Origin of the sequence: Microvirga sesbaniae, from assembly GCF_025460805.1 — a bacterium.
In the GTDB taxonomy this organism is placed as follows: domain Bacteria; phylum Pseudomonadota; class Alphaproteobacteria; order Rhizobiales; family Beijerinckiaceae; genus Microvirga; species Microvirga sesbaniae.
In genome coordinates this window covers 109,397-131,688 of sequence record NZ_JAMXFJ010000006.1, presented here as the reverse complement: position 1 = coordinate 131,688, position 22,292 = coordinate 109,397, and the positions used below count along the sequence as shown (strand labels likewise).

Annotated in this window: 19 protein-coding genes; 15 read left to right on the top strand and 4 right to left on the bottom strand. The window is 65.8% G+C overall.

From position 1 onward, the window contains the following. Window positions 1-10 precede the first annotated feature (10 nt). Window positions 11-1,114: a cobalt-precorrin-5B (C(1))-methyltransferase gene (locus OCW50_RS11425; RefSeq protein WP_262297588.1), complete on the bottom strand. Its 1,104-nt coding sequence runs from the start codon at window positions 1,112-1,114 to the stop codon at window positions 11-13. A gap of 71 nt (window positions 1,115-1,185) precedes the next feature. Here OCW50_RS11425 and cobA point away from each other — a divergent pair, with 71 nt between their 5' ends. From cobA to OCW50_RS11370, 11 genes are all read left to right on the top strand, one after another. Continuing rightward, window positions 1,186-1,980 carry a uroporphyrinogen-III C-methyltransferase gene (cobA, locus tag OCW50_RS11420; RefSeq protein WP_262297587.1) on the top strand — a complete coding sequence of 265 codons (795 nt, stop codon included), beginning with the start codon at window positions 1,186-1,188 and terminating at the stop codon, window positions 1,978-1,980. Beyond that, window positions 1,977-3,335 (top strand): cobyrinic acid a,c-diamide synthase CobB, encoded by a 1,359-nt coding sequence (locus tag OCW50_RS11415; RefSeq protein WP_262297586.1) that lies wholly within the window; start codon window positions 1,977-1,979, stop codon window positions 3,333-3,335. Before cobA ends, OCW50_RS11415 begins: the two co-directional genes overlap by 4 nt. An 87-nt stretch (window positions 3,336-3,422) precedes the next feature. After that, on the top strand, window positions 3,423-3,584 hold the full coding sequence (locus tag OCW50_RS11410) for a hypothetical protein (protein WP_262268312.1): 162 nt from the start codon (window positions 3,423-3,425) through the stop codon (window positions 3,582-3,584). Window positions 3,585-3,901: 317 nt separating this feature from the next. Continuing rightward, window positions 3,902-4,102 (top strand): hypothetical protein, encoded by a 201-nt coding sequence (locus OCW50_RS11405; RefSeq protein WP_262268313.1) that lies wholly within the window; start codon window positions 3,902-3,904, stop codon window positions 4,100-4,102. Between the two features lie 175 nt (window positions 4,103-4,277). Next, on the top strand, window positions 4,278-6,329 hold the full coding sequence (locus OCW50_RS11400; protein WP_262297585.1) for an AMP-dependent synthetase/ligase: 2,052 nt from the start codon (window positions 4,278-4,280) through the stop codon (window positions 6,327-6,329). Continuing rightward, window positions 6,326-7,126, top strand: a complete 801-nt coding sequence (locus tag OCW50_RS11395) for an ABC transporter ATP-binding protein (RefSeq protein WP_262297584.1) — start codon at window positions 6,326-6,328, stop codon at window positions 7,124-7,126. The genes OCW50_RS11400 and OCW50_RS11395 overlap by 4 nt, the downstream gene beginning before the upstream one ends. A gap of 18 nt (window positions 7,127-7,144) precedes the next feature. Further along, window positions 7,145-8,095 carry a branched-chain amino acid ABC transporter permease gene (locus tag OCW50_RS11390; protein ID WP_373371374.1) on the top strand — a complete coding sequence of 317 codons (951 nt, stop codon included), beginning with the start codon at window positions 7,145-7,147 and terminating at the stop codon, window positions 8,093-8,095. A gap of 12 nt (window positions 8,096-8,107) precedes the next feature. After that, window positions 8,108-9,193 carry a branched-chain amino acid ABC transporter permease gene (locus tag OCW50_RS11385; protein WP_262297583.1) on the top strand — a complete coding sequence of 362 codons (1,086 nt, stop codon included), beginning with the start codon at window positions 8,108-8,110 and terminating at the stop codon, window positions 9,191-9,193. A gap of 77 nt (window positions 9,194-9,270) precedes the next feature. Next, entirely contained in the window at window positions 9,271-10,593 is a 1,323-nt protein-coding gene (locus OCW50_RS11380; protein ID WP_262297582.1) for an ABC transporter substrate-binding protein, read from the top strand. 214 nt (window positions 10,594-10,807) lie between these two features. Next, window positions 10,808-11,656, top strand: a complete 849-nt coding sequence (locus OCW50_RS11375) for an ABC transporter ATP-binding protein (protein ID WP_262268319.1) — start codon at window positions 10,808-10,810, stop codon at window positions 11,654-11,656. Next, complete coding sequence (locus OCW50_RS11370) at window positions 11,656-12,915, top strand: phenylacetate--CoA ligase family protein (protein ID WP_373371373.1); 1,260 nt, start codon at window positions 11,656-11,658, stop codon at window positions 12,913-12,915. The genes OCW50_RS11375 and OCW50_RS11370 overlap by 1 nt, the downstream gene beginning before the upstream one ends. Window positions 12,916-13,768: 853 nt before the next feature. On the opposite strand, the gene OCW50_RS11365 is transcribed toward OCW50_RS11370, so the two are convergent. From OCW50_RS11365 to OCW50_RS11355, 3 genes are all read right to left on the bottom strand, one after another. Further along, window positions 13,769-14,497, bottom strand: a complete 729-nt coding sequence (locus OCW50_RS11365) for an outer membrane protein (RefSeq protein ID WP_262268321.1) — start codon at window positions 14,495-14,497, stop codon at window positions 13,769-13,771. A gap of 382 nt (window positions 14,498-14,879) precedes the next feature. After that, complete coding sequence (locus tag OCW50_RS11360) at window positions 14,880-15,329, bottom strand: sigma factor-like helix-turn-helix DNA-binding protein (protein ID WP_262297580.1); 450 nt, start codon at window positions 15,327-15,329, stop codon at window positions 14,880-14,882. 104 nt (window positions 15,330-15,433) lie between these two features. Beyond that, window positions 15,434-16,054 carry a pentapeptide repeat-containing protein gene (locus tag OCW50_RS11355; protein WP_262268323.1) on the bottom strand — a complete coding sequence of 207 codons (621 nt, stop codon included), beginning with the start codon at window positions 16,052-16,054 and terminating at the stop codon, window positions 15,434-15,436. Window positions 16,055-17,177: 1,123 nt separating this feature from the next. On the opposite strand from OCW50_RS11355, the gene OCW50_RS11350 reads away from it, so the two are divergent. The 4 genes from OCW50_RS11350 to OCW50_RS11335 all read left to right on the top strand — a co-directional run bounded on the left by OCW50_RS11350 (window position 17,178) and on the right by OCW50_RS11335 (window position 22,282). Further along, window positions 17,178-17,840 carry a Crp/Fnr family transcriptional regulator gene (locus tag OCW50_RS11350; RefSeq protein WP_262268324.1) on the top strand — a complete coding sequence of 221 codons (663 nt, stop codon included), beginning with the start codon at window positions 17,178-17,180 and terminating at the stop codon, window positions 17,838-17,840. Window positions 17,841-17,992: 152 nt separating this feature from the next. Next, window positions 17,993-19,030 carry a Fe(3+) ABC transporter substrate-binding protein gene (locus OCW50_RS11345; protein WP_262297579.1) on the top strand — a complete coding sequence of 346 codons (1,038 nt, stop codon included), beginning with the start codon at window positions 17,993-17,995 and terminating at the stop codon, window positions 19,028-19,030. 81 nt (window positions 19,031-19,111) lie between these two features. Continuing rightward, the gene (locus OCW50_RS11340) at window positions 19,112-20,830 is read left to right on the top strand and encodes an ABC transporter permease (protein ID WP_262297578.1); all 1,719 of its coding nucleotides are present in this window, start codon (window positions 19,112-19,114) and stop codon (window positions 20,828-20,830) included. Between the two features lie 315 nt (window positions 20,831-21,145). After that, window positions 21,146-22,282: a DJ-1/PfpI family protein gene (locus OCW50_RS11335; RefSeq protein ID WP_262297577.1), complete on the top strand. Its 1,137-nt coding sequence runs from the start codon at window positions 21,146-21,148 to the stop codon at window positions 22,280-22,282. Window positions 22,283-22,292: the final 10 nt, after the last annotated feature.

The following is a 22,292-nucleotide window of genomic DNA, read 5'->3' as shown; positions in this document are numbered from 1 at the left end:
GCATGCGGCGTCAGGCGACCGGATGGAACGGCATGCGGCCGACGAGCCGTCCGTCGCGGTCGAATACCACGATCTCGAGGGCGATGGCGGCCCCGCGCAGAGCCCCGGCGGCCGTGCGCCAGGCATGCTGCGCCACCACGTCGCCGAGCGGGACGCCGAGGCGCTTCCCGGTTTCCAGCACTTCGAGGGCCGTGTTGGCTCCCCTCGCGGCCACGACGGCGTCGGGCTCCGCGCCCGCCTCGGCGAGGCGCTCGGCCAGCCAGGCGAGATCGACCGCCCCGGCGCGGGAATGGAGGTCGAGCAGGCCCTGGCCGAGCTTCGTCATCTTGGCGAAGCCGCCCGCGACCGTGACCCGCGGGACCGGGTTGCGGCGCAGGTATTTCAGCATGCCGCCGGCGAAATCGCCCATGTCGATCAGGGCATGGTCCGGCAGGTCGTGCAGGACCTGCACGGCCTTCTCGGACGTGGAGCCGGTCGCGCCCGCCACATGATCGAGGCCATCGGCGCGGGCGACGTCGATGCCCCGGTAGATGCTGTGGATCCAGGCCGAGCAGGAATAGGGAACCACCACGCCCGTGGTCCCGAGAATCGAGAGCCCGCCCAGGATGCCGAGGCGCGGGTTGAGGGTCTTTTGCGCAAGCTCCTCGCCGCCCGGAACCGCGATCTCGACCTCGACGTCCAGCGGCCCGCCGACAGCGCGCGCGGCTTCCTCCAGGTTGTCGCGGATCATCTGGCGCGGAACCGGATTGATGGCGGGCTCGCCCGGCGGCAGGGGCAGGCCGGCCCGGGTCACTGTGCCGACACCCTCGCCGGCCCGGAACGTGACGCCCGAGCCCGGCGCGCCGGGACGGATGGTTGCGATCACCAGGGCCCCGTGCGTCACATCCGGATCATCGCCCGCGTCCTTCACGACGCCGGCCCGCGCGCCGTCCTCCCGGACCTCGCTCGTCGCGAGGGAGAAGGCCGCCCGCGCCCCGCCCGGGAGCACGATCTCGACCGGATCGGGGCAATCGCCCGTCCGCCAGCCCAGATAGGCCGCCTTGGCGGCCGCCGTCGCGCAGGCGCCCGTGGTCCAGCCACGGCGCAGCGATCCGGCGGGTTTACTCTCGTCCATACGCCCTCTTACATCGTCCCCATGAATTCCAACAGCCACCCCGTGAACGCCGTCCGGACCCGGAGGCTCGCATGACCTCCCTGTCCCGTCTCTCGCCCCCCTTCGCTCCCGGCACGGTCTGGCTGGTCGGGGCCGGCCCGGGCGATCCCGGCCTGCTCACGATCCATGCCGTGAACGCGCTCGGGGCCGCGGACGTCATCGTGTACGACGCGCTCGTCGATCCGGCGGTGCTGTCCTTTGCCCGGGAGGGAGCGGAGCTCGAGTTCGCCGGCAAGCGCGGGGGCAAGCCCTCGGCAGTTCAGCGGGACATCTGCGAGCGGCTCGTCACGCTCGCCCGCGAGGGCAAGCGGGTCCTGAGGCTCAAGGGCGGCGATCCCTTCATCTTCGGCCGCGGCGGCGAGGAAGCGCTGGCCCTCTCGGAGGCCGGCATCTCCTTCCGCATCATCCCGGGCCTGTCCAGCGGCCTCGCGGCCCTGGCGATCCATGGTGTCCCGGCCACCATGCGCAAGACGAACCATGCGGTGATCCTCGCCACCGGCCATGCCGCGCCCGACGCCCGCATCGAGTGGACGGCGCTCGCCCGCACCGGCGCGCCCATCGTTCTCTACATGGCCGTCTCGAACCTCCCGTCGATCGTAGAGGGGCTTCTGGAGGGCGGGCTTCCCGGCGACACCCCCGCGCTCGCCGTGCACGGCGCGACGACCGCGAAAGAGAGCCTGGTGGAAGGAACCCTCGAAAGCCTCCCGAGACTGGCGGAGAACGGCCTCATCCGCTCGCCGGCCATCGTGGCGATCGGGGCGATCGCGGCTTTCCGCTCGGCGATCGCCAACCACCTGCTCGAATTCGCCAGCGAGGCGGCCCAGTGAGCGTCGGCCCAGGACTTCCCATCGCCCCAGGACTTCCCATCGCCCCAGGACTTCTGATCGCCGCGCCACGCTCCGGGTCGGGCAAGACGACCGTCGTGCTCGGGCTCCAGCGCGCCCTGGCCCGCCGGGGCGCGAGGGTGCGCGGCATGAAGTGCGGGCCGGATTACATCGATCCTGCGTTCCACGCCGCCGCCACCGGGGCGCCGAGCTTCAACCTCGACAGCTTCGCCATGGGCACCCCTTTGCTGGAAAGCCTCGCGTCCGAGGCCGGCCAGGGGGCCGACCTCATCGTCGCGGAAGGCTCCATGGGCCTCTTCGACGGCATCCGCCGGGAGACCGGCCGCACCGGCGCCAGCGCCGACATCGCGGCCCTTTTCGGCTGGCCGGTCGTCCTCGTCCTCGACGTGTCGGGCCACGCGCAATCGGCAGCCGCCGTCGCGCTCGGCTGCGCCCGGTTCGACCCGAGGATCGAGGTGGCCGGCGTGGTGCTGAACAAGGTCGCGAGCGACCGCCACCGGCGGCTCGTCGAGGACGGCATGGCGCGCATCGGTGTTCCGGTTCTCGGCGCTCTCATGCGCAACGGCGACCTGGCTCTTCCGGAGCGTCACCTCGGGCTTGTGCAGGCCGGAGAGACGGACGAGCTCGACCAGCGCCTCGAACGTCTCGCCGATGCGGTGGAGGGCGGGCTCGACCTGGACCGGCTCGTGGCCCTGGCCCGCCCGACCCGCCTTCGGTCCCTGAACCCTGGGAGGAGCCTGCCGCCTCCGGGCCAGCGCATCGCCCTGGCGTCGGACCGGGCCTTCTCCTTCGTCTACCCGCATGTGCTCTCGGGCTGGCGCCGGGCGGGAGCGGAAATCGTCCCCTTCTCTCCCCTGGCGGACGAGCCCCCGCCGGACGGGTGCGACGTCTGCTGGCTGCCGGGCGGTTATCCCGAGCTTCACGCAGGCCGCATCGCGCAAGCCGGGCGCTTCCTCGACGGGTTGCGCCGCTTCTCGCAGACGAGGCCCGTCCACGGCGAGTGCGGCGGCTATATGGTGCTGGGCCGATCCCTCGAAGACGGCGACGGCGGCACGCATCCCATGGCGGATCTCCTGCCGGTGGAGACGAGCTACGCCAAACGCCGGATGCATCTCGGCTATCGGGTGGCCTGCCTCGTCGAGGACGGGGCGATGGGCGCGGCCGGCCGGCGTCTCGTCGGCCATGAGTTCCACTATGCCTCGGTCGTCAGGAGCGACGCGTCACGAGACACGGCTTTCGCGACGATCACGGACGCGGAAGGCCATGATCTCGGGACCGCCGGGCATCGCCGGGGGCTGGTCACGGGAAGCTTCTTTCACGCCATTGGGCCGGCATGACGCCGTCCCGGTGCGGTTGCCGGCCGGCTGGGCCGTGAACCTCCCGCCGGTCGGGGCGTTGAAGAGCACCCTGTCGAGGAGATCCCGATGCGCCTTCGAATGATCCTGCCCCTGGCCGTCCTGCTCACCCTGGCCGCCTGCGGCGAAGACGGACCGGACCAGACCGGGAGCACGGACAACGCCAACCAGCCCGGCAACAATTCCGCTCCCGCCAATCCGCGCGCCAACCCGGCGCCTCCGGCGCAGTGACCGTCGGCCGGGAGCGGCTCGCAAAGATGCGAGGACGCGGAGTTCCGGCCACGGTCCTTCTTATCCCATGTTAATGCGCCCGATCCCGGTTCGGGCTCTCCTCCTCCAAACAGGAGGCTCGAGACGGGATGACGCGGCAGAACCGGACCGAAAATCCGGGAACGCCATCGTTTCGCCTCAGGCATCCGTCTTGATCCCGGTCAACCTGCAAGGGGTCGGGGAGAACACCTGAGCTTGACGGTCGGACAAGAATCGTCCCTCGCGGCGCGGCCTTCCGGCAAGCTGGTTCATCGCATCCCAGGGTGGTGGAGGCGCTGATGAAAGAGGCATTCCATATCGGACAGCTCGTCCGGATCACGAGCCCGTCCTCCGGCTATGCGGATCGCCGCATCTACTGCATCGTCTGCCTTGTGCCGGACGACGATGCCCCTCTCTACCGCGTCAAGAATACGGTCGGCATCGAGCACGTCGTGAAGGCCGAAGACATCGAGCCCGCCGCTCTCACGGCCGTGCCGTAGCGGCAGGGCAGGTGCCGAACCGGCCCTGACGCCACCGAGGCGGTCAGGTTGTATTAGCCCATGGTAGCGGTGGCAGGCACCTTGCCGTCCCCTGACCGGCACGACAGAATACCCTCCAACCAAGCCCGAACGGGCAAGCCGGCACCGATCGGCGGACGCATCGAGGCCTGTCCTCATGCGCCAGAGGAAGCGAAGCCATACCACGCGTTGTCAGAGCGCGCGGCTGCCAGGGAGGTTGACGTCGTTGACGACGGCTGCGGATGCGCGCGCGGACACATTCCCGAAACTGCTGGCGCGCAACGCCCGCCTGCGCCCGACCCGCACGGCGTTTCGGCACAAGGATCTCGGGATCTGGCAATCCTGGACCTGGGGTGAGGTCCACGAGATCGTCCGGGCCTATGCCTGCGGCCTGCAATCCCTCGGCCTGAAGCGCGGCGGCAAGATCGCCATCATCGGGTATAACCGCCCCTATCTCTATTGGAGCATCTGTGCCGCTCAATGGCTCGGTGCGATCCCGATCCCGGTCTATGCGGATTCCGTGGCCGACGAGATGGCTTACGTGCTCAGCCATGCGGAAGTGACCCATGCGGCCGTGCAGGACCAGGAGCAGGTCGACAAGATCCTCTCCGTGTCCGACCAGATTCCGCAGCTCCAGCATGTCCTCTACGACGAGCAGAAGGGTCTGCGGGATTACGACCACGGCCGCCTCCACTCCATCCTGTCCGTGGTGGAGGAAGGTCGCGCGCGGCTCGCGGATGACCAGGAAGCCGCCGCGATCGACCGCGCCCTTCAGGAAGGACGCGGGTCCGACCTCGCCATCATTCTCTATACCTCCGGGACCACCGGGCGGCCCAAGGGGGTGATGCTCACATCGGACGCGGTGATCGCCGCCGCCGAGATCGGGTGCGATTTCGACAAGCTGGACGAGACCGACGAGATCATCGCCTATCTGCCGATCGCCTGGGTGGGCGACCACATCTTCTCCTACGCGCAGGCGATCCTGTCCGGGCTCTGCGTCAACTGCCCGGAAAGCCCCGAGACCGTCGCCGAGGACAGGCGGGAAATCGGCGCCACCTACGTGTTCGCGCCGCCGCGCGTCTTCGAGAGCATGCTGACGCTCACCATGGTGCGCATCGAGGATGCCGGCGCCCTCAAGCGGCGCATGTTCCACTTCTTCATCAGCCACGCCAACAAGGTCGGCGAGAAGATCCTGAACCGGGAACCCGGCGTCGGCGCCTGGGACCGCCTGCTCTGGAGCATCGGCAACGTGCTCGTCTACGCGCCCCTCCGCAACCGCTACGGCATGACGCGGGTCAAGGTCGGCTATACGGCCGGCGAGGCCATCGGGCCCGAGATCTTCCGCTTCTACCGCTCCATCGGGGTGAACCTGAAGCAGCTCTACGGACAGACCGAGGCATCCGTCTACATCACCATGCAGCCGAACGGCGAGATCCGCGCCGACACGGTCGGGCGGCCCGCCCCGCAGGTCGAGATCCGGATTGCCGACAACGGGGAGGTCCTCTACCGCTCGCCCGGCGTGTTCGTGGGCTATTACAAGGACGACCAGAAGACCGCCGAGACCAAGACCCCGGACGGCTTCGTTCATTCCGGCGATGCCGGCTTCTTCGACCCGAACGGCCACCTCAAGATCATCGACCGGGCGAAGGATGTGGGCCGGATGCGCGACGGGGCGCTCTTCCCGCCGAAATACGTCGAGAACAAGCTCAAGTTCTATCCCAACATCAAGGAGGCGGTCTGCTTCGGCGACGGGCGCGACCATGTGGCGGCCTTCATCAACATCGACCTCGTGGCCGTGAGCAACTGGGCCGAGCGGAACGGCGTGACCTATGCCTCCTATCAGGAGCTCGCCGGGCATCCGCTCGTCTACGACATGATCGAGAAGCACGTGGACGAGGTCAATCGCTCGCTGGCCGCGGAACCGCGCATGGGAGGCGCGCAGATCAAGCGCTTCCTCATCCTCCACAAGGAGCTCGACGCGGATGACGGCGAGCTGACCCGGACCCAGAAGGTGCGTCGCGGGTTCATCGCCGAGCGTTACGCTCCGCTGATCGACGCGCTCTACGACGGCTCCCCGGAGGCCGACATCTCGACCGAGGTCACGTTCGAAGACGGCCGCAAGGGCGTGATCTCCGCACGGGTCAGGATCAGGGACATGCCCGTCTATCCGTCGGCGGAACCGGGATCCGTGCTGGAGGCCGCAGAATGAGAGCGCCGGACCATCCCGTGCAGGCGAAGGGCGACGTGCTGCTTGCGGTCGAGAACGTGTCCCTGGGGTTCGGCGGCGTCAAGGCCCTCACGGACGTGTCCTTCGACATCCGCAAGAGCGAGATCCGCGCCATCATCGGGCCGAACGGCGCGGGCAAGACCTCGATGCTCAACTGCATCAACGGCTTCTATTACCCCACCGAGGGCCGCATCACCTTCAAGGGCGTGAAGCGCCCGAAGATGCGCCCCTACGTGGCGGCGCGCGGCGGCATCGCGCGCACGTTCCAGAACGTCGCTCTCTTCAAGAGCATGTCGACCCTGGACAACATCATGGCGGGCCGCTCCATCAAGATGCATGCGAGCTTCTTCTGGCAGCTCTTGCGCCATGGCCCGGCCATGAAGGAGGAGGTCGAGCATCGCCGCTTCGTCGAGGAGATCATCGACTTCCTCGAGATCCAGCACATCCGGAAGGTTCCGGTGGGGCGGCTGCCCTATGGTCTTCAGAAGCGGGTCGAGCTCGGGCGGGCCCTCGCCATGGAGCCGGAGCTGCTGCTGCTCGACGAGCCCATGGCGGGCATGAACCTCGAGGAGAAGGAGGACATGTCCCGCTTCATCCTGGAGGTGAACCAGCAATACGGCACCACGATCGCGTTGATCGAGCACGACATGGGCGTGGTGATGGATCTCTCCGACCGGGTCGTGGTGCTGGAATACGGGCGCAAGATCGCCGACGGCACGCCGGCCGAGGTCAAGAGCGACCGGCGCGTGATCGACGCGTATCTCGGCGTGGCGCACTGAAGGGCCCCGGCGATGGACATGCTGTACAAGGTCTTCATCGAACCCTTCGTCTTCATGGGCGAGGCTCCGGATCTCCTGATCCAGACCCTCTGGGAAGGGCTGGTGTCGGGAGTCCTCTACGCGCTGATCGCGCTCGGCTTCGTGCTCATCTTCAAGGCATCCGGTGTGTTCAACTTCGCTCAGGGGATCATGGTCGTGTTCGCGGCGCTGATCCTGGTCGGCCTCTACGAGAAGGGGGTGCCGGCCTTCCTGGCGCTGATCCTCGCGGCGGTCGCCATGCTGGTGCTCGCCATGGTGGTGGAGCGCGTCGTGCTCCGCCCCCTCGTCAACCAGCCCGACATCATCCTGTTCATGGCGACCTTCGGGCTCACCTACTTCCTGATCGGGTTCGGAGAACTCATCTTCGGCGGCAACCCGCGGGAGATGATCACCGAGCAGCTCTTCCTGCCGCAGGGCACGACGGAGATCGATGCCCTCGGCGGCTCCATCCGTCTCCAGCATCTCGACATCGCGGCCGCCGTCATCGCGTCGATCATGATCGGTCTGCTTGCCGTTTTCTTCTCGAAGACCCGCATCGGACGTGCCCTGCGGGCCGTGGCCGACAGCCACAAGGCGGCGCTCTCCGTGGGCATCTCGCTCAACCAGATCTGGGTGATCGTCTGGTTCGCGGCCGGCTTGGTGGCTCTTGTCGCGGGAATCATGTGGGGGGCGCGCTCGGGCGTGTCGTTCTCGCTCCAGATCATCGCCCTGAAGGCTCTTCCGGTGCTCATCCTGGGCGGGTTCACGTCGATCCCGGGGGCCATCATCGGCGGGCTCATCATCGGGGTCGGCGAGAAGCTCGGCGAGTTCTACTGGGGGCCGCTCGTCGGCGGCGGCGTTGAGACCTGGCTCGCCTATGTCATCGCCCTCCTGTTCCTGCTCTACAGGCCGCAGGGCCTGTTCGGCGAAAAGATCATCGAACGGATTTAGGGAGGCGCTTCCGTGCTCTACCGCGAGGCCGGCCAGTTCAAGACCAACTACGTGGCGGACAGCGCGATCTTCCCCCTGCGGGAAGACCGCATCGGGCTTGGCCTCATCGTCCTGGCCGCCTATGCCCTGGCGTTCCTCGGGAACAGCTTCCTGCTCCAGGCCGTGATGATTCCCTTCCTGGTCTTCTCCCTCGCGGCGATCGGGCTCAACATCCTCACGGGCTATACGGGCCTCCTGTCGCTCGGCACCGGCGCCTTCATGGGCGTCGGCGCCTATGCCTGCTACAAGCTGATGACGGCTTTTCCCGGCGTGAACGTGATCGTCTGGATCTTCGTCTCGGGCTTTTTCTCGGCCGCGGTCGGCGCATTGTTCGGCCTGCCCTCCCTGCGCATCAAGGGTTTCTACCTCGCGGTCGCGACGCTCGCCGCCCAGTTCTTCCTGCAATGGTGCTTCATCCGCATCCCGTGGCTCGTGAACTACAACGTGTCCGGAGCGCTCGATGCGCCGCTGCGCACCCTGTTCGGCATTCCGATCATGGGGCCGAACGCGACGCCCCAGACGCGTTATCTTCTGGTGCTCACCATCGTGATCCTGCTCACCTGGCTCGCGTCGAACCTCGTTCACGGCCGGATCGGGCGCATGTGGATCGCCATCCGCGACATGGATCTGGCGGCCGAGCTCATGGGGATCAGGCCCCTCCAGACCAAGCTCCTCGCCTTCGCGGTCTCCTCCTACTATTGCGGGGTCGCGGGCGCGCTTCTCGTCTTCCTCTGGTATGGAGGCGCGGAATACGACGTGTTCAACATCAACCAGTCGTTCTTCATCCTGTTCATGGTGATCATCGGCGGATTGGGCAGCCTCATCGGGTCCTTCTTCGGCGCGGCGTTGATCTTCATCCTGCCGATCGTGCTCGGCATCGTGCTGCCGGCCGCGCTGTCGCCCTTCGGCCTCTCGGTGGGGGCCGACGTGATCGAGCATCTGCGCTTCATGATCGTGGGCGCGCTCATCATCTTTTTCCTGATCGTCGAACCGCACGGACTCGCGCGGCTCTGGCAGATCGGCAAGCAGAAGCTCCTGGTCTGGCCGTTCCCCTACTGACGGACGGCCCGAAGGGAGACGACGACGCGAAGCAAGAATTCGGCTCTTCGGCCGATATAACGGGAGGAAACGCCACCATGTCGTTTCGAGCAATGAGCCTAGGATTAGCCGCCGCGACGATGCTCGCCGGCGCCGCCCTGCCTGCCTTCGCGCAGGATTCGATCTATGTCCCCCTGTTCACCTACCGCACGGGCCCGTTCGCGGGCTCCGGCACCTTCATCGCCGACGGCATGCACGATTACCTGGAGATGCTGAACCAGCGCGACGGCGGCATCGGCGGCGTGAAGCTCGTCCTGGAGGAATGCGAGACCGGCTACGACACCAAGAAGGGGGTCGAATGCTATGAAGCCGTGAAGGGCAAGAACCCGGTCGTGGTCAATCCGTGGTCGACCGGCATCACCCTGCCGCTGATCCCGCGCGCCTCGGTGGACAAGATTCCGATCCTGTCCATGGCGTACGGGCTGTCGGCCTCGGCCCGCGGCGACATCTTCCCCTGGGTGTTCAACCCTCCGGCCACCTACTGGGACGGGCTGTCGATGATCATCAAGTTCATCGGCGAGAAGGAAGGCGGCCTCGACAAGCTGAAGGGCAAGAAGATCGGCTTCATCCATCTCGATGCCGCCTTCGGCAAGGAGCCCATCCCGCTCCTGCAGGAGCTCGCGAAGGATATCGGGTTCGAGGTGGCGCTCTATCCGGTCGCCGCCCAGGACATGCAGAACCAGTCCTCGCAATGGCTCAGCGCCCGCCGGGACCGGCCGGACTATATGATCATGTGGGGCTGGGGCTCCATGAACGGGGCCGCCGTGAAGGAGGCCGTGCGCTCCGGCTATCCCATGGACAAGTTCTACGCCGTGTGGTGGCCGAGCGAGGACGATGCGCGCAGCGGCGGCGCGGGCGCCAAGGGCTTCAAGGAACTGAACTGGCACGCTGTCGGAGCGAACTTCCCTGCCATTCAGGACATCCAGAAGCACGTGATCGACAAGGGTCTGTCGAAGGCCTCCAAGGACAAGGTCGGCGAGGTTCTCTACAATCGCGGGATCTACAACTCGCTCCTGATCGCCGAGGGCATCGCCCAGGCCCAGAAACTCACCGGCAAGAAGGTGGTGACCGGCGAGGACGTGCGCCGCGGCATGGAGAACATCAAGCTCGATGCGGCCCGGCTGAAGGAACTGGGCCTCGAGGGCTTCACCGATCAACTCGTCCTGTCCTGCAACGACCACAACGGTCATCGCGCCGCCTTCATGCAGGAATGGGACGGCACGAAATGGGTGAAGATCTCGAACCCCATCGAGCCGATGACGGATCGCGTGAAGGGCCAGCTCGACGCGGCCGCCAAGGACTATGCCGAGAAGAACGCCGGCTGGCCCAAGCGCACCGAGGCTTGCGACAAGGCGAGCTGACCCGGCCGATCCGGTCGCAGGGGCGGAAACGGCCTCACACGTCATCACCGGCCTCGGGCCGGTGATCCCGATCCGGGAAGCGGCAGGCTTCAGACAACCGGATCGGCCGGGACCGGCCCGGCCATGACGTGGGAAGGCGCTTCCGCCCTCCACGCCGCCTCTCCGGCCAGAGGAGAGGATTTTCCCCGGGAGAGGATTTTCGAGAGAAGTGCCCATGACAAGCGCCGTCCAGAATCCCGAGCGGAACGAGCCGCAACGCGCCGAGACGGTCCTGACCGTCAACAATATCGAGGTCGTCTACGACCACGTGATCCTCGTGCTCAAGGGCGTGTCGCTTCATGTGCCCAAAGGCGGCATCGTGGCCCTGCTCGGAGCGAACGGCGCCGGCAAGACCACGACCCTGAAGGCGATCTCCAACCTGCTCCACGCCGAGCGCGGCGAGGTGACGAAAGGGTCGATCGAGTTCAACGGCGAGCGGGTCGATCGGCTGTCCCCCAACGAGCTTGTGCGGCGGGGCTGCATCCAGGTTCTCGAAGGACGGCACTGCTTCGGCCATCTCACGATCGAGGAGAACCTGCTCACCGGAGCCTTCACGCGCCGGGACGGCAACGCCGCCATCAAGCACGATCTCGAAGCGATCTACGCGTATTTCCCACGGCTGAAGCAGCGGCGGACGTCGATGGCGGGCTATACCTCCGGCGGAGAGCAGCAGATGTGCGCCATCGGACGCGCGATGATGTCGCGGCCGTCCATGATCCTGCTCGACGAACCGTCCATGGGGCTGGCGCCGCAGATCGTGGAAGAGATCTTCGAGATCGTGCGCAAGCTCAATGCCACGGAAGGCGTCTCCTTCCTGCTCGCCGAGCAGAACACCAACATGGCGCTCAAATACGCCACTTACGGCTACATCCTCGAAACGGGCCGGGTCGTGATGGACGGGCCCGCGCCGATGCTGCGCGAGAACGAGGACGTGAAGGAGTTCTATCTCGGGGTCTCGGAAGGTGACCGAAAGTCCTTCCGGGCCGTGAAAAGCTACAAGCGCCGCAAGCGCTGGCTGGCGTGATGGATTGCAAACCCGGGAACATCGCCTTGTCCGATTCCTTCGACACCTCCGAGACCCGCGATCCCGCCGAGCGCGAAGAGGCGCTCTTCGCGCGATTGCCGGCGATCCTGAAACGAGCCGCCGCGGCCCCCGCCTATGCGGAGCATCTCGCCGGGATCGACCTGCACGGCGTCCGAAGCCGCGAGGCGCTGGCCCGGCTTCCCGTGCTGCGCAAGTCCGGCCTGCCGGCACGGCAGAAAGCCGCCCCGCCCTTCGGGGGCTTCTTGGCCGATCCGTCCGGCTCCTTCGGGCGGCTGTTCACGTCGCCCGGCCCGATCTTCGAGCCCGAGCCCGCGGCCGAGGACCCTTGGCGAGCGGCCCGCGGGCTCTTCGCCGCCGGCTTCCGGCGCGGAGACGTGGTGCTCAACACCTTCAGCTATCATCTGACGCCCGGCGGCTTCATCATGGACTCGGGCGCGCGGGCGCTCGGCTGCGCGGTGATCCCGGCAGGCCCCGGCAACACCGAGCAGCAATTCGAGCTGATCGAGGCCTATCGTCCCGTCGCCTATTGCGGAACCCCGGACTTCCTGAAGGTGCTGCTCGACGGCGCGGCGGCCTCGAACCGGGACGTTTCATCGATCAGGCGCGCCCTCGTTTCGGGAGCGGCCTTTCCGAAATCCCTCCAGGACGAGTTCTCGGCGAAGGGGATCGAGGCCTATCAGGCCTATGCCACGGCGGATCTCGGCTTCATCGCGTACGAAACCCCGGCCCGCGAGGGTCTCGTGGTCAACGAAGACATCATCGTGGAGATCGTGCGGCCAGGCACGGGAGACCCGGTGCCTCCAGGTGACGTGGGTGAAATCGTCGTCACGACCCTGGACGCCCACCGGCCGGTCATCCGCCTGGCTCTCGGCGACCTGACCGCTGCCATGGCCGGTCTCAGCCCCTGCGGGCGCACCAACATGCGCATCAGAGGCTGGATGGGACGGGCCGACCAGGCCACGAAAATCAAAGGGATGTTCGTTCGGCCCGAGCAGGTCGCCGAGATCGGCCGGCGCCATCCCGAGCTGGGGCGTCTGCGCCTCGTCGTCACCCGGGACGGCGAGACGGACATGATGACGCTCATGGCCGAAACCGCCGCGCCGAGCGAGGCTCTCTCGGCCGCGGTCGGCGCTACGCTTCAGGCCATCGCAAAGCTCAAGGGCTCCGTCACCTTGGCGGCGCCCGGCGATCTCCCGAACGACGGCAAGATCATCGCGGACGAGCGTCGCTACGAATGAGCGGCACCTTTCAGATAAGCAATCGCATTTTGCGAGGATGCAAAACGCCGAGAGCCAAGATGTCTTGAACGCCCGAGTCCCGGTCCATAAGCTCTAGCTTGCATCTGATTCGATCGGAAAAAGCGAGGAAACACAAAAAGAAAGAGCACCCGCTGGGGTGCTCTCAAGGTGTCCGGCCGTAGGGGCAAAAATGACCGGCGATGCCAATAAACGCCCTTCGCCGCCGTTGGTTCCAAAATTTTTTCGAGAATCGACAGCTCGGGCCCGGCCTCATTGAGGTCACGATCGAGGGCTTTAGGGCTGAGCTTCCCGTGGGGGCAAACACGGGCCGGGGCCGCGACCGCAGATCCGTCAAGGACAGGGTCGCGGCCTATTTCTTTCTTTGTGAGCATCGTGCGGACAGGGCGTTCGCCCCAGGTCACCGCCGGCTCATACACCCTCCACGTCATCACCGGTCTCGTGCCGGTGATCCCGCTTCCGTACGGCGCCGCGCTCAACACAATCGGGATGGCCGGCACAAGGCCGGCCATGACGTGTGGAGGGTGGCAGTGCCGGACCACATGCACACCACGTCATCACCGGCTTCGTGCCGGTGATCCCGATCCGGTGAGGCGCAGCGCTTTTCGGGTCGGGATGGCCGGGACAAGCCCGGCCATGACGTGGAGGGTGGGAGTGAGGGTGAGGTGCGGGCGTGAGCACTTGTTCCCTCGGCGTCCTTGGCAGCCGGATCGAGCTGGGGTTGTTTCACTCGCGTGGAAGCAACTCCAGGCCGACGAGCCCGATCCGACGTCGCGAGCAGGGCGCAAAAAAGGCCCGGGAGGTTCCCGGGCCTTTCGTCTTTGACCGCGGAGGCTCAGTAGGTGCCGAACTTGAAGTTCAGCTTGGCGCGAGCCACGAAGAAGTCGTTGTCGTCGTTGTTGTTGTTCGGCACGAACAGATCGACCGGGGTTCCGCCCGCCGGCGTGAAGGTGCCGGCAAAGCGGCCGAGGTTGTCGTCGTCGTCATCGAAGCCGATCCAGAGGCCTTCGACGCCGAAGGTGACCGCCGAGGAGCCGAACCAGTTCACGGGGAGCGCCCACTCGACGCCGCCGCCGGCCACCCAGCCGGTGTTGTCGTCGGAATAGGCGAGACCGCCGGTGGCGTAGATCAGCACGCGGTCGAACGCGACACCCGCGCGGGCACGAACGGTGCCGAACCAATCCGACAGGTTGTTGTCGAAGGTGCCCGGCACGAAGGTGCCCGGCAGCCCCGCCGGAATGAACGCGACTGTTTCACTCTGATCGGTATCCGCCCACTGGATGTCGGTCTCGACACCGATCACGAAGGAGCCGATCTGGTAGTTGTAGCCGATCTGGCCACCGCCGGTGAATCCACCGTCGTCGTTGTTGGGGAAGAACAGCGTACCGGGGACGGCCCCGCCGAGAATGACGGTTTCCCGATTGCTGTCGCGCCAGCCCCAGCCGGCGTTCACACCGGCGTAGAAACCCGTCCAGGTGAAAATCGGCGCCGCCAGGATCGGAGCCGGGGGCGGTGCTTGACTGGGCAGGTCGGCGGCAGAGGCAGCGGCTGCAGCAAGCGTCACGCCTGCAACCCCTGCTAGGAGGCTAAGTACGCACTTTCTCATAACCGTAACCCCTTGGTGTGAGGACTCACGGTGAAAACTTACGCCTGTTCCGCTTGGGAAAGCTATGGCAAAGGCGCAACACCTACAGGTTCGATCAATATTCAATGGTCGCAGAAGGAGTACTACTTTCGATATAAAGAATTTTGTCCAATAGCTCAGAAAACAAGTATCTTAACAAGACCTTTAAAGTCGTTTGACATTACTTTTGAGACGTGCCCTAATAATCGCGTTTTCGGCTTGACAACCGAAGGCGAGGAGATCACTCAACCCTGCCCCCTGGGCGGGGTTTTTTCTGCGCCAAGGCATCGGACCCACTTTTCCCATCCGACGCTCGAGCGTCCTAAAGATCACCCAGCAGCAATTGCGCCTGATGGCCCGGCTTCGTCTTCGATGCCTTCTTGTCGGAGGCCGAGACGGGTTTGATCACCCGGCGCTCCGGGCGCTTGCCGGCGGCGTCGACGGCCATGCGGGCCTTGGCCTTGTCCCGTGCGACGGCCTCGGGCGAAGCCGGATCGTCATGGAGCCACTTGCCCCTCTTGATGACCTCGTTGACCCGTCCCTGATTGACGCCGAGCTGAAAGGCGATTTCCTGCTGCGTCATCTCGGTCGTTCCATGGAGCTCCAGAATCCGCCGGGCGAGTTCCGGAGTCATCTTGCGGCCGGCGATCCGACGGGCAGGAGCCACCGAACGTTTGGTCCGATCCCGCTCCCGAAGCTTCTCCAGGATGGCGAGAGCCATGTGCATTCCCTGCTCGCGCAGGGCGTCCTCGAATTCCTTGAGCGTGGTCAACCGGACTCACTCCTTCGAAGAAACGGAAATGGGAGACCTCTCGGGTAACGTCTGTGCATCTTTTCAACGGCCACGCTGCGGCTTGGTTGCACGGAGCGTCGCGCTCACTCCTCCTCGTCCTTGCAGGGCCAGGTTTTCGGCGCCGTGAGACCGGCGGGGAGCTTGGTCTGCGCGGTTCCGCAGGCGATGTCGATCTGCGCCTGGATCAGGCCGGTCACGCCGCTGAGGTTCGCGCCGCCGAGCTGGGTCAGGTACAGATAGGAGCCCGTGAGGTTCACGCCCTGCAGATCCAGGCCGTCGAGCCGGGCACGGGAAAGATTGGAATAGCTGAAATCGACCCCGGTCACGCGCGCGCTCTGAAACAGCACTCGCGCGAGCTCGGCCTTCGACAGGTTGGCGCCCGCGAGGTCGGCACCGCTGAAGTCGGACCGGTTCAGTTCAGCCTTGCTGAAATTCGCCCCGGTCCCTTTGACCTGCGCGAAGTTCGACCGGTTCATGTCCGCCGCGCTGAAGATGGCGCCGGTCAGGTTGGCCTGCCCGAAATTGGCCCGCCAGCCGAGCGCCTTCGTGAAATCCGCCTTGGACAGATCGGTGCCCTCGAAGCGGGCACGGCTGACCTCCGTCTCGCTCAGGTTCGCGCCGGCCATCTTTGAGGATGCGAAATCGCTCAACGTCAGGAGCGAGCGCCGGAAGTTGATGCCGGTGAGGTCCTCGTTTGTGAGCATGAGCCGCGCCTTGGAGCATCCGGACCAATCGACCCCGGGGCCCGGGCCGTCCTGACACTTGGCCCTGGCAGGCCCTGCACCGAACAAGGCGACGATCAAGGCGACGATCAAGGCTCCTGCAACCCTCACGCTGAAACGACCCTCCATGAAGTCCCCTCGGAAAACCTCTCGTGCTTCTCTTCCAATAACTAGAGCATCGGACGTGAAAAGTGGACACCACTTCTGGGATTCATCCGAGGCTCCGTCTCTTGACCGGCGCATCGGAAGAGGCGGACCCAGCGGGCCACGCTCGTGACCCGAAGGGCCGCGCCACTCCCGGACAGGATCGAAACGCTCTTACGTGATGGCCGGCCTGCGCCCTTCCTGCCACCCTCCGCACGTCATGGCCGGGCGGTCATCACCCTCCTCTCGCCGGCCATCCCGATCGGAAAAGCGCGCTGCTTCACCGTATCGGGATCACCGGGACAAGCCCGGTGATGACGTGGAGGATTGGTGTGAGCGGTCGATGACACCCTCCGCACGTCATGGCCGGCCTTGTGCCGGCCATCCCGATAAGGTGAAGCGCCGCGCTTCAGACAATCGAGATCACCGGGACGAGCCCGGTGATGACGTGGTGGTGGATCGGACGGGCTCATGGTGCGAGCGATGTTCAGGTCGAACGCCTGGCTGTCGACAGCAGACTCGACTTCCACATCTAATGGTCTAGCTTCTGGATCGATTCCCGTGGAGTAACATCATGCGTCTTTCCGTAACGTTTCCCGCTGCTTTGCTTGCTGGACTCGCCCTGAGCGGCTGCGTCGCCTCCACGGCTCCCGTCGGCGTCTTGCCGCGCGATCCCGTTCCTCCGCCGCCTTCCCTCTCGCCGGAAGCGCCACGGCGCTCCTCCGCCGCACCGCAATCCGGCGCGACGGCCCAACGACGGACCCTGAGCGTTCCCGGGCAAGCCAGGCCGTAACGTCGGGCCGCCCTGAACCGCGGCACGGGCGCCCGGGCTGCGGAGATCGTTAACGGCCCGGAACCCTCTCCCGAAGAGTCTGGTGCCCTGCGCCAATGCGCAGCTGGCGCGGATTCCTAGGTTGGTGCTATATGCCGTAACGATAGATCAAAATGCGGGGAAGACATGATGACGTGGTACGAGGCCATCGGGTGGTTCGGGGCAGTCCTGGCCGTCACGGGCAGCGCGATGAAGACCATCATCCCGCTGCGCTGCATCGGGATTGGAGCGAATATCTGCTCCCTGATCTTCTCCTCGTTCACGGGCAACTATCCCAGCCTCGTCGTCAATCTCATCCTGCTGCCGCTCAACGGCACCCGGCTTTACCAGATGCTCGGCCTGATCAAGCGCGTGAAGCACGCCTCGAAGAGCGACCTGTCCATGGAATGGCTCAAGCCCTTCATGACCCGCCGCAGGACACAGACCGGCGAAGTCCTCTTCGCCAAGGGCGACGTCGCCAACTGCATGTTCTTCACGATCTCGGGCCGCTACCGCCTGAAGGAGATCGACATCGAACTCCTTCAGGGTCAGGTGGTCGGCGAGATGGGCTTCATGTCTCCGAGCAACACCCGCACGCAGACCCTCGAGTGCCTGGAAGCCGGAGAGGTGCTGAGCATCTCCTATGACGAGGTCCGCCAGCTCTATTTCCAGAACCCGGAATTCGGCTTCTACTTCCTCCGTCTCACCAGCGAGCGCCTGTTCGCGAACATGGAGAAGATGGAGGAGGAAATTGCCCGCCTCCGCGCCGCGCTGCCGGATATCGAGCCGGTGCAGAAAGCCGCGTCAGCTTAGAAAGCTTATAAATTGAAGGCAGTTTAGAAAGCTTATAAGGTATTGAAATCACTTGATTTTCGATTGACGCGATAGCGCGATCATGGTTCCTCCAGCGTCAACGGAACTGGGCGAGACGGCTCGCCCGTGATGCTTGCTGGAGGACTTCAGGAATGGTGAACCTTTCGTTTGGACGCGGACTGCTCCTGGGTGCGGCGGCCCTCGGCGCCCTGGCGGGAACGAGTGTTTCGGCCTTCGCCCAGGAGGTGCTGAACATCTACACCACCCGCGAACCCGGTCTGATCAAGCCTGTGCTCGACGAGTTCACCAAGGAGACCGGGATCAAGGTCAACACGATCTTCATCGCCAACGGTCTGGAGGAGCGGATCCGCACCGAGGGCCAGAACAGCCCGGCCGATCTGATCATCACGGTCGATATCGGCCGCCTGGCGGCCGCAAAGGATTATGGCGTGACGCAGCCGGTGAAGTCCGAAGCGCTCGAGAAGGTCATCCCGGCCGCCTATCGCGATCCCGAAGGCCATTGGTTCGGCATCGCCCTCCGTGGCCGCGTCGTCTATGCCTCCAAGGAGCGCGTGAAGCAGGACAAGATCACCTACGAGGAGCTGGCCGACCCCAAGTGGAAGGGCAAGGTCTGCATCCGTTCGGGGCAGCACCTCTACAACATCAGCCTGATCGCCGCCATGATCGCGCACAAGGGCGAGGCGAAGGCCGAGGAGTGGCTGAAGGGCGTGAAGGCCAACCTGGCCAGGAAGCCCTCGGGCGGCGACCGCGAGCAGGCCAAGGACATCCTGGCCGGCGTCTGCGACATCGCGGTCGGCAACACCTACTACGTCTCCCTCATGCTCAACGGCAGCGATGCCGAGCAGAAGAAGTGGGGTGAGGCCATCAACGTGATCCTGCCGACCTTCGAGGACGGGGGAACCCATGTGAACGTCTCGGGCCTCGCCCTGACGAAATACGCCCCCAACAAGGCCAACGCCGTGAAGTTCATGGAGTACATGGTCTCGGATGCGTCCCAGCAGATTCACGCCGAAGCCAACTCGGAATATCCGATCAAGGCCGGCATCAAGATCCATCCGACGATCGCGTCCTTCGGGGAGCTCAAGGCCGACACCATCCCGATCGCCGAGATCGCGAAGCTGCGCAAGAAGGCCAGCGAGCTGGTCGACAAGGTCGGCTTCGACCAATAAGACGAGGAGCGGCGGATCAAGCCGCTCCCTTGCCATTTCGAGAGGCGCCGCCGGCCGCGGGGGCGCCGATTCCCTTTGACCGTGATTGCGAAAACCCAGACTGCATTCGGCCGCTCGGTCGGGCGAAAGGCGAAGAGCCTTCCCTGGTGGCTCTCGGCCGCCGTCGCGGCGATCGGATTGCTCGTTCTCCTGCCGGTCGCCGCCCTGATCGGCATCGCCGCCGAAGGCGACGCGGAAATCTGGCCGCATCTCATCGCCAACGTTCTTCCGGCAAGCACCATCGATACCCTGGCCCTGCTGACCGGAATCGGCATCGTGGCCGGTTCGATGGGGATCACCGCGGCCTGGCTCGTCACCGCGCACCGGTTTCCCGGCCGGGGCATCCTGGTCTGGCTGCTGCCGCTGCCGCTCGCGGTGCCGACCTACATCACGGCGTATATCTACGTCGAGGTGTTCGACTCCGCCGGCCTCGTGCAGATGGCCCTGCGCGACCTCATGGGCTGGAAGTCGAGGACCGATTACTGGTTCCCGGAGATCCGTTCCCTCCCGGGCTGCATCGTCGTGATGTCCGCGGTGCTCTACCCCTACATCTACATCGCCGCCCGGGCGATGTTCCTGACGCAGAGCGCAAGCATGCTGGAGGTGGCCCGCACCCTCGGCGCCAGCCGCATCAAGCTCTTCCGGATCATCGCGCTTCCGCTGGCCCGCCCCGCCCTCGCGGTCGGGGTGTCGCTCGCGCTCCTCGAGGCCTTGAACGACATCGGGGCCAGCGAGTATCTGGGGGTGCGCACGCTCACCGTATCGGTCTACACCACCTGGCTCAACCGCGGCAGCCTGCCCGGCGCGGCGCAGATCGCCTGCGTGATGCTCGCCTTCGTGATGGGACTGATCCTGATCGAGCGCTACGGCCGGCGGGACCGACGCTATGCGGCTTCGCCCAAGCGGCACCGCAACGTGCATCCGGTTCCGCTTCGCGGCGCGCGCCGCTTCGTGGCGACGGCGCTCTGCACCGTGCCGGTCGTGCTGGGCTTCGTCCTGCCGACGGCGTTCCTGCTGCGTGAGACCTTCCGCGGCAGCCTCTTCGACCAGTTCGATTCCGAGTTCCTCGCCCATTTCCTGACCACGATCGGTCTCTCCGTCGTTGCGACCGGCGTCGTGCTCTTCCTCGCCGTCGTGCTGGTCTCGGCCGCGCGCCTGTCCAGAACCCCTCTCACCAGGGGCGCCCTGTTCATCGGGGGGCTGGGCTATGCGGTGCCCGGAACGGTTCTGGCCCTGGGGCTGATGACGCCCCTCGTCGGGATCGACAATCTCATCGGGACCCTCTGGCGCAGTCTCACCGGGGAGCGCATCGGCCTCCTGCTCATGGGGGCCGCCGGAGGCATCGTCATCGCCTATGTGATCCGCTTCCTGTCGATCGCGACCGGCTCGCTTTCGGCCGGCCTGGACCGGGTATCGCCGAGTCTCGAGGACGCGGCGCGCACCCTCGGCGCTTCGCGACGGGAGATGGTCTGGACGATCCAGCTTCCGCTCATGCGGCCGGCCCTGGCCAGCGCCGCCCTGCTGATCTTCGTCGACTGCATCAAGGAGCTGCCTGCGACGCTCCTGCTGCGGCCTCTCAACACGGAAACCCTGTCGACCCTCGTCTACACCTATGCCTCGCGGGGCCGCTTCGAAGACGGGTCGCTCGCCGCGCTCGTCATCGTCCTCGTCGGTCTTCTTCCGGTTATCCAGCTCGTCCGCAGCGCCGAGTCCCGCCCGAGAACGGCGGAAGGCCCGGACGGTTCGGAAACCGGTTCTTAGAGCATCGGACGGACCCAGCGGGCCACGCTAGTGAAAAGTGGATCCGGTTTTCGCTGGCGCGGCCCGCTGGGTCCGTTCTGACCGATGCTCTCATTCGAGAAGAAAGCATCGGATGGATCCCAAAAGTGCAAGTCCACTTTTCACGTCCGATGCTTTAGGGCTCCGCAACACGAATCTGATGCAACAGATCGTCGGTCAATCCGGTCTCGTCCGAGAGACCTGTGAAGAGGCGACATGGCCCGAAGGGATGACGTAGACCCTATCCGCAACACCGCCTAGGATACGTTAGGGCAGGCTCACCGGAGCATGACTGGCATGAAGAAGCGGCTTGTCTTGTGGAGTTGTCTTTGCGTCGCCGCACTCCTCGCGACAATCGGCACGGTCTGGATCCTCTCCCTTCCCTCGGCCCCGCAGGTCGACGGCGTAGCGTCCGTGCCGAAGGCGGAAGCCGATGCCGTCCTGGAGGCCCTGAAACCTCCCAAGCGCCGGCGTCCGGTCATCGCGGTCATCGGCCTCAACGATGCGACCGAGACCACCGACTATCTCATGCCTTACGGCATCCTGCGGCGGGCCGAGGTGGCCAGCGTGGTGGCGCTTGCGACGAAGCCGGGACCGGTCACGCTCTACCCGGCGTTCAAGGTCATGCCGGACATGACCGTCGCGGAGTTCGACAAGCGATACAAGGACGGGGCCGATTTCGTCATCGTTCCCGCCATGAGCCGTGACGACGATCCGGTCGTGCTGGAATGGATCCGGGACCAGGCCGCCAAGGGCGCCATCGTGATCGGCGTCTGCGCCGGCGCCAAGATCGTCGGCGCCGCCGGATTGCTCGACGGGAAGCAGGCGACCACTCACTGGTACTTCATCGACGAGTTGCGCAAAAGGAATCCGGCCATGCGCTACGTCGCGGACCGGAGGTTCGTGGTCGACCGAGGCGTCATGACGACCACGGGGATCACCGCCTCGATGCCGATGGCGCTCACCCTGATCGAGGCCATCGCGGGCCGGCCGAAGGCCGAGGCCGTCGCGCGGGATCTCGGCCTCCCCCACTGGGACGCGCGCCACGCAAGCGAGGCGTTCGCCGTCACGCGCCCGTTCGCCCTCACGGTCATCGGCAACAGCCTGGCCTTCTGGAACCGCGAGCAGCTGGGCATCGATCTGCGCCCGGGAGCGGACGAAGTTTCCCTCGCCCTCGTGGCGGATGCCTGGTCGAGGACCTACCGATCGAGGGCCGTGGCATTCGCCAGGAGCGAGGATCCCCTCGAGACCCGGAGCCACATCCGCATCATCCCCGACAAGGTCGCGACCAACTGGTCGGCGGACCACCTGCTGCCGGCCATCGGCACCCAGCGGCCCGCGGAAGCTCTCGACCACGCCTTGCAGGGCATTGCGGCGCGCTATGGAACGTCCACGGCCGATCTCGTCGCGATGCAGCTCGAATACAGGCCCTGAAGCCGGGCAT